Genomic DNA, 11,701 nt, shown 5'->3' on the forward strand with positions numbered 1-11,701 from the left:
GGGGTGCAACCAGCCAGCGCCTAGCCTCGCCGCCAGCCCTAAACACCGCCGGCGGCACCCCCACACCACCATGACGACCAGCTACCGGATCACCCTGCTCCCCGGCGATGGCATCGGACCGGAGATCACCGCAGTGGCCCGGCAGCTGCTGGATGCGGTGAGTGCCCGGCATGGCTTTGACCTCGCCTACGACGAGCAGCCCATGGGTGGCGCCGCCATCGATGCCACCGGCGAGCCCCTGCCCGCGAGCACCCTGGAGGCCTGCAGGCATGCCGATGCGGTGTTGCTGGCCGCCATCGGCTCCCCCCAATACGACACCCTGCCCCGGGAGCAGCGCCCCGAAACCGGTCTGCTGGGGCTACGGGCAGGGTTGGGCCTGTTCGCCAATCTGCGACCCGTCAAGATCCTTCCGGCCCTGATCGACGCCTCCACCCTGAAGCGCGAGGTGATCGAGGGGGTGGACCTGCTGGTGGTGCGCGAACTCACCGGCGGTGTGTACTTCGGCACCCCTAAGGGGCGTGTCGAAGCGGAAGGCCGAGTGCGGGCCTTCAACACCATGGCCTACTTCGATGACGAAATCGATCGGATCGCCAAGGTCGGATTTGAGCTGGCCATGCAGCGAGGCGGGCGCCTGTGCAGCGTCGACAAGGCCAACGTGCTGGATGTGAGCCAGCTCTGGCGCGACCGGGTCAACGCGATGGCGAGCGACCACCCAGGCGTGGAGGTCAGCCACATGTATGTCGACAACGCCGCCATGCAGCTGATGCGCAACCCGCGCCAGTTCGACGTGCTGCTCACCAGCAACCTCTTCGGCGACATCCTCAGCGATGAGGCCGCCATGCTCAGCGGCTCGATCGGCATGCTGCCGTCGGCCTCCCTGGGGTCCAGCGGTCCGGGCCTGTTCGAGCCCATCCACGGTTCTGCGCCAGACATCGCTGGGCAGGACAAGGCCAACCCGATGGCCATGGTGCTCAGCGCCGCCATGTTGCTGCGCATCGGCCTGCAGCAGCAGGCAGCTGCCGCCGATCTGGAAGCAGCGGTGGATCGCGTGCTGGCAGCCGGCTACCGCACCGGCGACCTGATGGCCGAGGGCTGCACCCAACTGGGCTGCCGCGCCATGGGCGAACAACTTTTGGCAGCGCTGGAGGGCTGATCCTGCAACGGTTCACCGCAGGGATGGGGGAATCGGTCCGGCGACCTGCCAAACTCACGGTCGGTTTTTGAATCCCCGCGCATGTCGAAGCGTCACCCGGTTGTGTCTGTCACCGGTTCCTCCGGCGCTGGGACCAGCACCGTCAAGCGCGCCTTCGAATACATCTTCAAGCGTGAGGGGATCACCCCGGCGGTGGTGGAGGGCGACAGCTACCACCGCTACGAGCGGGGCCCAATGAAGGAAGCGATGGCCGCTGCCGTGGCCAAGGGCGAGAACTTCTCCCACTTCGGTCCCGACGCCAACCGCTTCGACAAGCTTGAAGAGCTGTTCAGCACTTACGGCGAAACCGGCGGCGGCGAGAAGCGTTACTACCTGCACTCCGTTGAGGAGGCCGCTGAGCACAACGCCCGCCTCGGCACCAACCTGGAGCCTGGTCAGTTCACCCCCTGGGAGCCGATTCCCGGCGACACCGACCTGCTCTTCTACGAGGGCCTGCACGGCGGCGTAGTGGGCGAGGGCTACAACCTGCGCAATCTGGCGGATCTCCTGATCGGCGTGGTGCCGATCGTCAACCTGGAGTGGATCCAGAAGATCGCCCGCGACAACCAGGAGCGCGGCTACTCGGCTGAAGCCACGGTGGATACGATCCTGCGCCGGATGCCGGATTACATCAATCACATCTGCCCACAGTTCAGCCTCACCGACATCAACTTCCAGCGGGTGCCCACCGTGGACACCTCCAACCCCTTCTTCATCCAGACCATCCCCACCCCGGATGAGAGTTTCGTCATCATCCACATCCGCAAGGTGGCCCGCGACAAGTGGGGGATTGACTTCCCTTACCTGCTCAACGTGATCAACGGTTCCTTCATGTCCACACCCACCTCAATCGTGGTGAACGGCGGCAAGATGGGCTTTGCCATGGAGTTGATCCTCACCCCGATCATCCACCGCATGATCGAAGAGAAGAAGAAGCTGGCCTGATTGCATCTGCAGCCTTTAGTCTGGGACTGCAATTCGTTCTGGTGAGGCCGATTTCCTTCGCCACACCCACGAATCCACCCCGTGTGGAACACCACCAGGCGGATGAACCACAGACCTCGGCGCCGTCGTTTCTGATTCCGGGGGCCTCCGCCAAGGCGGCTCCCGGACTTCGTCTCGATCAGATCAACAGCCAGCTGGTGATTCAGGCGGCACGGCGGGTGCTGTTTCAGGCTCTCAACAATGCCTCTGCGGGGGCGGATCCTGCCGGTGTGGTGCTCCACGGCAACCAGGGCCGCCTGGTGTTCGACCTGCCGGTGCTACTGCCGGACGAACACTTTGTGCCCATCGATCTGATCCGGGGCCGGCTGGGCCGCAGCGGCGGATCCCGCTTGCGCCTGCCCCGCAAACCTTCCTCCATGCCTCCCGCCTGAGGTCCGCTTGAGCGCCACGGCTCCACTTCTGTCCAGCTTTCCAGCCCTGCCGCTGCTGGCGGCCCTGCTCGGGGCCTGCGTCGGCAGTTTTCTCAACGTGGTGGCCTGGCGCCTGCCGCGGGAAGAATCGATCGTGCTGCCCCCCAGCCATTGCCCCCACTGCGGCAGCCGGCTGCGCTGGAGCGAAAACGTGCCTGTGCTCGGCTGGTTGCTGCTGCGGGCCCGCTGCGGCCACTGCGGCGCCCCGATCGCGATCCGTTACCCCCTGGTGGAACTGCTCTGTGCCGGTCTGTGGGTGGCGGCGCTGCTGGCCCGCCCTAGCGCCATGGGCCCCCAACCCCAGCCCTGGCTGCTGGTAGCGGCGGGCTGGTTGCTGCTCAGCTGGCTGATCCCCCTGGTGCTGATCGACCTCGATCGCCTCTGGCTGCCGGAGCCCCTCTGCCGCATCGGCCTGGTGCTCGGCCTGGCGGTGACGGCCCTGATCGGCTTCGAGCAGGACGCGGGCGTGGGCCGCGAGCTGCTGTTCCACCACCTGGTGGCCTCTGGTGTTGGGCTGGTGGGCTTTGAGGCGGTCAGCGCCCTGGCCCAGAAGGCGATCGGCAAGCCGGCCCTGGGACTGGGGGACGCCAAGCTGGCCGCCCTCCTTGGAGCCTGGCTCGGGCTGACCGGCCTGGGGCTCACGGTGATCCTGGCGGTGTTCAGTGGCGCCGTGGTGGGCAGCATCGGCCGTCTCAGTGGCCGGCTCGGCAAGCACCAGCCCTTTCCGTTTGGGCCTTTCCTGGCCGCTGGCGGGGCCGCCGTGTGGCTGCTGGGCCACGACGTCTGGCTTGCTGCGCTGGGGCTGGTGTGGTGAAGCGCCTTAAATAGGTTCAGCGCCAGGCCCACTGCCCCCCGAGATCGCATGTCGTTGTTCGACTGGTTTGCGGATCGCCAGAAAAATGCACCAACCGTCCGGGTCACCCAGGACGTGGAGGAAGGCGATGGCCTCTGGAGCAAATGCCCGGAATGCGGGCTGGTGGTGTATCGCAAGGATCTGGTGGCCAATGCCAGCGTCTGCAAAGGATGCGGCCACCACAACCGCATCGACAGCGAAGAGCGCATCGCGTTGATCGCCGATCCGGGCAGCTTTGAACCGCTCGACAGCGCCATGGCGCCCACCGACCCGCTGGCCTTCAAGGACCGCCGCAGCTACGCCGACCGCATCCGCGACAGCCAGCAGAGCACCGGCCTGAGAGACGCGGTGATCACGGGGCTGTGCCGCACCAGCGGACTGCCCCTGGCCCTGGGGGTGATGGATTTCCGCTTCATGGGCGGCTCGATGGGTTCGGTGGTGGGCGAGAAACTCACCCGGCTGATCGAAACGTCCACGGCACGCCGCGTCCCAGTGCTGATCGTGTGCGCCTCCGGCGGCGCCCGCATGCAGGAGGGCATGCTCAGCCTGATGCAGATGGCCAAGATCTCCGGCGCTCTGGAGCGCCACCGCGAGGCCGAGCTGCTCTACATGCCCCTGCTCACCTACCCCACCACCGGTGGGGTCACCGCCAGCTTCGCGATGCTGGGCGATCTGATCCTGGCCGAACCCAAAGCCCTGATCGGTTTTGCCGGCCGCCGGGTGATCGAGCAGACCCTGCGCGAAAAACTCCCCGACGGCTTCCAGACCGCCGAATACCTGCGCGACCACGGCTTCGTGGACGCCATCGTCGAGCGCACCACCTTCAAGGCCACCTTGGCCAGCCTGCTGAAGATGCACGGCTGCCGCGAAACGGTGCCCGCTTGAGCAACCTGGCGTGAAACAGTTGCTGGCGTGAAACAGATCATCTCCACGATGGTGTCCCGAATCGCAGCCCTGGTGCTGCTGGTGGCGCTGTTCACGGGCGCAGCTGGCCCTGCACTGGCTGGCCCCGTGGACTGGCACGAAGTGGCCACCACCAGCGAGGGACGCCAGTGGTGGGACGGCGGCAGCCTGCGGCGCAGCCGCAGCGGCAATGTGTCGGTGCTGAGCCGATTTCAGCCCGCCGCCACTGAGGACAAGCCCCGCCCAGTGAGTGATCTTTACGTGATGGAGATCGATTGCGGCCAGGCACTGTTCCGCGACACCTCGATCAACGGCCTGCCCCAGTTCGGGGCCGAGTGGCAACCAGCCGCCGGAGACTCCCTGATCGCCAGCGTGATCGGCGAGGTGTGTGCCGCCGCCCCTGAGGCCCTGTCATGACCAAACCACTGGGCGTGGCCATTGCGGGCCTGGGCTTTGGCGAGGCGGTGCATCTGCCGGCCCTGCGCGCTTGCCGCGGCGCCACGCCGGTGGCCCTCTGGCACCCCAGGGCGCAGCGGCTGGAGGCCGCCTGCCGCAGCGCCGAGCTGCCCGGCACCAGCGACTTCGACGCCCTGCTGGCCAACCCCGCAGTGGAGGCGATCGTGATCGCCACCCCCCCGGCACCCCGCTTTGATCTGGCCCGACGGGCCCTGGAGGCCGGCAAGCATCTGCTGCTGGAGAAGCCCGTGGCCCTCTGCGCCGAGCAGGTGGAGAGCCTGCAGCGCCTGGCCTTGCAACGGGGCCTCACCGTGGCGGTCGACTTTGAATACCGGGCCGTGCCCCTGTTTCAGCAACTGGCAGCCCTGCTGGAGAGCGGCAGCCTGGGGGAGCTGGTGCTGGTGAAATTTGACTGGCTGATGGGCAGCCGCGCCGACTCCTCCCGCCCCTGGAGCTGGTATTCCCAGGCCGCCGAAGGTGGCGGCGTGCTGGGCGCCCTCGGCACCCATGCCTTCGACACCCTGCACTGGCTGGTGGGACCCACCCATTCCCTGCAGGCCCAGCTGAGCACGGCCATCCGGGAGCGGCCGCTGGCCGATGGCAGCGGCCGGCTGGCCAGCGTCGATGCCGAAGACATCGCCCTGGTGCAGCTCGAACTGGAAACCCACCAGGGGCAACGGGTGCCGGCCCAATTGAATCTGGCCTCGGTAGCCCGCCGAGGAAGGGGCTGCTGGCTGGAGCTCTACGGCCGTGACGGCACCGCCGTGCTCGGCTCCGACAACCAGGCCGACTACGTTCATGGCTTCGGGCTGTGGCAGTCCCAGGCGGGGGAGCCCTTGCGGCCGGTCGATGCCGACGCCCGCTGGAGCTTCGCCCGCACCTGGTCCGACGGCCGGATTGCCCCCGTGGAGCGAATTCACAGCTGGTGGAGTGCCGCGGTCCGGGAAGGCCGGCCGATGGTGCCTGGCCTTGGCGAAGCGGTGCGCAGCCAACACTGCTGCGACTGGGCCCGCCAGTCAGGCAGCTAGCGCCGTTTTCGGCCAAAGGGCATCCCCTAGACTCCCCCCCAGTCCCAACTTTCGACCCCGAGAGGTTTTCCCATGGCGCTCGTTCCGCTTCGGCTGCTGCTCGACCATGCCGCTGAGAACGGCTATGGCATCCCTGCCTTCAACGTGAACAACCTGGAGCAGGTGCAGTCGATCATGGAGGCGGCCTACGAAACCGACTCTCCGGTGATTCTGCAGGCCTCCCGGGGCGCGCGCCAGTACGCCGGTGAAAACTTCCTGCGCCACCTGATCCTGGCTGCGGTGGAAACCTATCCCGACATCCCGGTGGTGATGCACCAGGACCACGGCAACAGCCCCGCCACCTGCTTCGGTGCCGCCGCCAACGGCTTCACCTCGGTGATGATGGATGGCTCGCTGATGGCCGACGCCAAGACACCCGCCAGCTACGAGTACAACGTGGCTGTCACCAAGGAAGTGGTGGACGTGGCCCACGCCATCGGCGTCAGCGTCGAGGGTGAGCTGGGTTGCCTGGGCTCCCTGGAAACCGGCATGGGCGAGGCCGAGGACGGCCACGGATTCGAGGGCAAGCTCGACCACAGCCAGCTGCTCACCGACCCCGCCGAAGCCGCTGACTTCGTGGCCAAAACCAAAGTGGATGCCCTGGCGATCGCCATCGGCACCAGCCACGGCGCCTACAAGTTCACCCGCAAGCCCACCGGTGAAGTGCTGGCCATCAGCCGCATCGCCGAGATCCACAAGGCGATCCCCAACACCCACCTGGTGATGCACGGCTCCTCCTCGGTGCCCCAGGAGTGGCTGGACATGATCAACAAGTTCGGCGGTGCCATCCCAGAGACCTACGGCGTGCCCGTGGAGGAAATCCAGGAGGGCATCCGCAACGGCGTGCGCAAGGTGAACATCGACACCGACAACCGCCTGGCCTTCACCGCCGCCGTGCGGGAAGCCGCCTTCAAGGATCCCGCCAACTTCGATCCCCGCCACTTCAACAAGCCGGCCCGGCAGTACATGAAGCAGGTGTGCCTGGATCGCTACCAGCAGTTCTGGTGTGCCGGCAACGCCAGCAAGATCAAGCAGCGCGACATCAACTACTACGCCGGTCTGTACGCCAAGGGCGAACTCGACCCCAAAACCGCCGTGGCTGCTTGAGCTAAACAGCCGCCTGATCAACCTGGCAGCTGGGCCATCCGGCCTGTCTCCAACAACAGCATGGGCCCCGAAAGGGGCCCATTTTTATGGCGTCAGGGGGTGGTTGTTTCAGCTGGGCTGGGGAAGGTCGGGAGGGAGCGGCGGGGGTCCAGCAGGGCCTCGATCGCTTTCTCGAGGGTGGTGTCCATCGCCACCCGGCTTCCATCACTCACCACCACGCGGGTGAGGGTGGGCAGTCCACCATTGCGAGCCTTGAGATACACCGGCTCCACATAGAGCAGAGCCTCTCCCACCGGCACCACCAGCAGGTTGCCCTGGATCACTTCCGATCCAGCCCGGTCCCACAAGCCAAACTGCTGGCTGATGCGAGGGTTCTGGTTGATCAGGGCCTGCACCTGCTCCGGACCGAAAATCTGGGTCTGGGTGGGGAAGCGCAGCAGCACCAACTGGCCGTAGTTGGGCGCATCGCTGCGGGCCGCCAACCAGGCCGCCAGATTGGGGCGGGCCAGGGGCGTGAGGGGCTGCAACAGCAGGAATTCGGGTGGCAACTCCGGAGCCAGCTGGGCACTCACGTGATAGGGCTTCACCGGGATCTGGCTGCGGCCATAGAGCTCCTTGGGCACCTGCCAAACGTCGTCGCCGCTGTAAAACACCCGCGGATCGGTGACGTGGTAGCGGAGCAGCTGGGCGGTTTGGAGCTCGAACTGGCGCTGGGGGTAGCGGATGTGGTTCTGCAGCGGCGCCGGCATGGCCGAAAGGGGCTGAAACAGGCCCGGGAACAGCCGCTGCCAGCCGGCGATGATCGGGTCGCGTTGATCCGCCACGTAGAGCACGGCAGTGCCGTTGTAGGCATCCACCAGCGCCTTCACCGAGTTGCGCAGATAGCGGATATCGGGATCGCTCGGCACCGCGGCGCTGTAGGGATAGCTGCGGCTGGTGGTGAAGCCCTCCACCATCCAGAACTGGTGCTGGTTGGGGGCGAAGGGACCAGGATCCTTCAGCTGCACCGACACCAGAACGGGATCGCCTTCGAAGCGCACAAACGGAGCCAGGGTGCGCAACCGCTCGCGCACCTCGCGGCGCAGCAACAGCCGGGTCTGCGGCGTGATCGCCCCCTGCACCAAGAGCTTCGGTTCCCCCAGGTAGATCGCCGAGGCCAGCCGCCCCCAGGGTGAGCCGATCGGCACCCCGCCCGACCCGGCGTAGTGGGTGTAGAAATTTTCATCCCCCTGGGGATAGTCAAACTCCTGCACCCGGGTGGGGGCGAGGGCGTAGGGCGATACCAGGGCCCCGAAGTAGAGGCTGGGCTGGCCGATCGGAATGCCAGCGCGCACATCGGCGGTGGTGATGCCGAGCTGGCTGTTGCCCTGCACCCGCGTGGACGCGCCCAGGTCGCTGATGAAGTAATCGGGCAGGCCATCAGGACTGCTGGTGTTCACCGGTGAAACGGTAAAGCCGTAGCCGTGGGTGAACACCAGGTGGGTGTTGAGCCAGGTGCGTGCTGCAGGCGGCAGGGACGCCTGATCGAGCTCCCGTGCCGTGATGATCACCAGTTGGCGCCCCAGCGCAGGGTTGCCACTGAGGCCGTAGCGATCCACCGCAGCCCCGGAAAAGCGGTAATAGACCCGCAGTTGTTGCAGCTGACGGTTGGTGGACAGCAACGGCTGACTGTCCCAGAGCCGGATGTTGCGCAGGGTGGCATCGCCCGCCTGCACATCGGCCCGGGTGAGGCGGCGGCGCGGTTTGACAAAGCGGGTGCTGATGTCGTCGAGCTGGAACGCGGCCCGGGTGGCCCGGATCGAACGGGCCAGGTAGGGGGTTTCCAGCTGCAGTTCCCGGGGTTTGACCAGCAACAGCTGGAGCACGGGAGTGAGCGCGGCTTCCAGCAGCGGCACCAGCAGCAGGGCCAGCGACACCCCAAGCAGAAGGCCCCCCCGGATCCCCTGCCGCGGCAGGGGAAGCAGCAGGGCCACGGCGGTGAGCACAGCCACCACGGCGGCCAGGGTGCGCAAGGGCAGCACCAAGTGCACATCCAACCAACCGGCGCCCGGCACGCTGCCGGCGGTGCTGAGCAAGAGCTGGTGGCGGCCGAGCCAGAAGCTGCAGGCCACCAGCAACGCCATCAAGGCCAGGGGCCAGCGCAGCCGCAACAGCTGGGCAGCGGAGAAGCCGTGGAAGCGACCGTCGCTGAGCTGGGGCGGGCGGGCCACGATGCCCCACAGCCCTGCCCCCAAGTGGCAGAGCACCAAGGCGATCAACAGGGTGAGACCAAAGGCCAGGGCGGGAAAGCGCACCAGCCCAAAGACGATGTCGGCCTGAAGCATGGGCTCGCGCAGGCCGCTGTCCGGGGCGAGCAAGGCCAACGACCACAGACCCCACGCCCTGCCCAGGGCCGTGGCCGCAGCCAGCGACGCCATCGCCGCCACCAGCCGGGGGGCCGTGCGGGGACGGGCCAGCAGGGCCCCAGCCAGCCCCGCCAGCAGGAGCAGCAGCGGGGCCGACACGCCACTGAGCACGGTGAGGCCGTGCAACCGGCGGGGATCGAAGGGGTCGACCATCAGGCGCTCGGCCAGCCGCAACAGCAAGGCAAGCGGCACCAACTGGGCCAGGGCCAGCACCACCAGGCTGGTGGCATAGGGCAGGGGCGCCAGGGCGAAGCGCCGCTCCGGGGCAGCCGCCGGCGCAGGGCGCCAAAACCGGATCAACCAGCGCTGCTGAGCCAGGCCCACCACCAGGCCAAAGGCAGCCGCAGCCAACTGCAACAGCCAGCGGTGCAGCAGCACCTCCCCCTTGGCGAATTGCTCAAACCATTGCCACTCCACCCACAGGCGCGCCGCCAGCACAGTGAAACCAGCCAGCAGGGCCAGACCAAGGGCCACGGAGGCCACCTGGCGGACAGCAGAGGGCGAGGAACGCCTCAGCATGGGGGATCGGGGCACCGGCCGAGGGTAGGAAGCCCTGGCTCAACAGCAAGCCCAGCAAGCCCCGAGACGCGCTCGGACCACTGGCCATGAATACCCGACTTCTGCAATCGGGATTAAGTCGTCGCACCTGGAAGCGCTGTTAGCCTCCTTCGATCGCTGGGCGTGACTGTGACTGCCACCCTCTCCCGCTCCACCTTCACCGGGCTGCGCTGCAAGGAATGCGGCCATCCTTATGAGGCCGGTGCCCGTCACGTCTGCGAAGACGTCTGCTTCGGCCCACTGGAGGTCGTCTACGACTACGACGCCATCAAAAACCGCGTCAGCCGCGCCACGATCGAAGCCGGCCCCGCCTCGATCTGGCGCTACCGCGAATTTTTGCCGATCGAGGGCGATCCCATTGATGTGGGCACCGGCTTCACGCCCCTGCTCAAGGCGGGCAACCTGGCCAAGCGCCTGGGGCTCAAGAGCCTCTACATCAAGAATGACGGCGTCAACATGCCGACGCTCTCGTTTAAAGATCGAGTGGTGTCGGTGGCGCTCACCCGCGCTCGCGAGCTGGGCTTCACCACGGTGAGCTGTGCCTCCACCGGCAACCTGGCCAATTCCACCGCGGCCATCGCCGCCCACGCCGGCCTTGATTGCTGTGTGTTCATCCCCAGCGATCTGGAGCTGGGCAAGGTGCTCGGCACCCTGATCTACAACCCCACCCTGATGGCGGTGAAGGGCAACTACGACCAGGTGAATCGCCTGTGCTCGGAAGTGGCCAACACCTACGGCTGGGGCTTCGTCAACATCAACCTGCGCCCCTACTACTCCGAGGGCTCGAAAACCCTCGGCTATGAAGTGATCGAGCAGCTGGGCTGGGAGCTTCCCGACCACATCGTGGCGCCGCTGGCCTCCGGGTCGCTGTTCACCAAGATCCGCAAGGGTTTTGATGAATTCATCAAGTGCAGGCTGGTCGATGAGAAGCCCGTGCGCTTCAGCGGTGCCCAGGCCGAGGGCTGCAGCCCGATCGCCCAGGCCTTCGCTGAGGGCCGCGACTTCATCACGCCGGTGAAGCCCAACACCATCGCCAAGTCGATCGCCATCGGCAACCCGGCCGACGGCCCCTACGCCATCGACATCGCCAACAAGACCGGCGGCTCGATCGCGGCCGTCAGCGATGCCGAGATCATCGAGGGCATCAAGCTGCTCGCCGAAACCGAGGGCGTGTTCACCGAAACCGCTGGCGGCACCACGATCGCGGTGCTCAAGAAGCTGGTGGAGCAGGGCAAGATCAACCCCGAAGAGCGCACCGTGGCCTACATCACCGGCAACGGCCTCAAGACAACAGAGGCAGTGGCCGACTGCATCGGCGCGCCCTACACGATCGAAGCCCAGCTCGACAGCTTCAAAGCCGCCTGGGCCCAGGCCCAGTCCGCCCAGCAGGCCTGATCGCCGGCACCACAACTGACACCGTCCTCCTCCTCCTTCCCATCCAGCCCATGGCCGTTCAGGTTCTGATCCCCACTCCCCTGCAGAAGTTCACCAACGACGAGGCCAGTGTCGATCTCGAGGCCAGCAGCGTTGATGGGCTGATCGAGGCACTGGAGGGCCGCTACCCCGGCATCAAGGGGCGCCTTTGCGATGAGGCCGGCAAGCTGCGCCGCTTTCTCAATCTGTACGTCAACAGCGAGGACATCCGCTTCCTCGACAACCAGGACACGCCCCTCAAGGACGGCGATGAGGTGTCGATCGTGCCCGCGGTGGCCGGCGGCTGAATCGCGAACGGTGCTCCCTGCAGC

The 11,701-nt window shown here is 66.7% G+C and carries 11 protein-coding genes; 10 read left to right on the forward strand and 1 reads right to left on the reverse strand.

The genetic code is table 11. The annotated features are described in order from the left end of the window. The first annotated feature begins 70 nt into the window (after positions 1–70). The 8 genes from leuB (at position 71) to fba (ending at position 6,993) form a co-directional block, all read left to right on the forward strand. Positions 71–1,153: a 3-isopropylmalate dehydrogenase gene (leuB, locus tag CJZ78_RS02140; protein ID WP_094559263.1), complete on the forward strand. Its 1,083-nt coding sequence runs from the start codon at positions 71–73 to the stop codon at positions 1,151–1,153. A gap of 81 nt (positions 1,154–1,234) precedes the next feature. After that, entirely contained in the window at positions 1,235–2,137 is a 903-nt protein-coding gene (locus tag CJZ78_RS02145) for a phosphoribulokinase (protein WP_094559264.1), read from the forward strand. Positions 2,138–2,178: 41 nt separating this feature from the next. Continuing rightward, positions 2,179–2,568: a hypothetical protein gene (locus CJZ78_RS02150; RefSeq protein ID WP_233128413.1), complete on the forward strand. Its 390-nt coding sequence runs from the start codon at positions 2,179–2,181 to the stop codon at positions 2,566–2,568. 7 nt (positions 2,569–2,575) lie between these two features. Beyond that, a complete protein-coding gene (locus tag CJZ78_RS02155) occupies positions 2,576–3,421 on the forward strand; it encodes an A24 family peptidase (RefSeq protein WP_233128414.1) in 846 nt (281 codons plus the stop codon). A gap of 48 nt (positions 3,422–3,469) precedes the next feature. Beyond that, on the forward strand, positions 3,470–4,345 hold the full coding sequence (gene accD, locus CJZ78_RS02160) for an acetyl-CoA carboxylase, carboxyltransferase subunit beta (protein ID WP_094559265.1): 876 nt from the start codon (positions 3,470–3,472) through the stop codon (positions 4,343–4,345). Between the two features lie 48 nt (positions 4,346–4,393). Then, entirely contained in the window at positions 4,394–4,780 is a 387-nt protein-coding gene (locus CJZ78_RS02165) for a hypothetical protein (protein ID WP_094559449.1), read from the forward strand. Continuing rightward, positions 4,777–5,847: a Gfo/Idh/MocA family protein gene (locus CJZ78_RS02170; protein WP_094559266.1), complete on the forward strand. Its 1,071-nt coding sequence runs from the start codon at positions 4,777–4,779 to the stop codon at positions 5,845–5,847. Before CJZ78_RS02165 ends, CJZ78_RS02170 begins: the two co-directional genes overlap by 4 nt. 72 nt (positions 5,848–5,919) lie before the next feature. Next, a complete protein-coding gene (fba, locus tag CJZ78_RS02175) occupies positions 5,920–6,993 on the forward strand; it encodes a class II fructose-bisphosphate aldolase (RefSeq protein WP_094559267.1) in 1,074 nt (357 codons plus the stop codon). A gap of 92 nt (positions 6,994–7,085) precedes the next feature. Here fba and CJZ78_RS02180 read toward each other — a convergent pair whose 3' ends face one another. Further along, the gene (locus CJZ78_RS02180) at positions 7,086–9,932 is read right to left on the reverse strand and encodes a UPF0182 family protein (protein WP_233128415.1); all 2,847 of its coding nucleotides are present in this window, start codon (positions 9,930–9,932) and stop codon (positions 7,086–7,088) included. 153 nt (positions 9,933–10,085) lie between these two features. Between CJZ78_RS02180 and thrC the strand changes: the two genes are divergently transcribed. Beyond that, positions 10,086–11,351 carry a threonine synthase gene (gene thrC / locus CJZ78_RS02185; RefSeq protein WP_094559269.1) on the forward strand — a complete coding sequence of 422 codons (1,266 nt, stop codon included), beginning with the start codon at positions 10,086–10,088 and terminating at the stop codon, positions 11,349–11,351. Positions 11,352–11,401: 50 nt separating this feature from the next. Further along, positions 11,402–11,677, forward strand: a complete 276-nt coding sequence (locus tag CJZ78_RS02190) for a MoaD/ThiS family protein (protein ID WP_094559270.1) — start codon at positions 11,402–11,404, stop codon at positions 11,675–11,677. The last annotated feature ends 24 nt before the right edge of the window (positions 11,678–11,701 follow it).

The sequence above is a fragment of the Synechococcus sp. 8F6 genome (genome assembly GCF_002252665.1).
GTDB lineage: Bacteria > Cyanobacteriota > Cyanobacteriia > PCC-6307 > Cyanobiaceae > Cyanobium_A.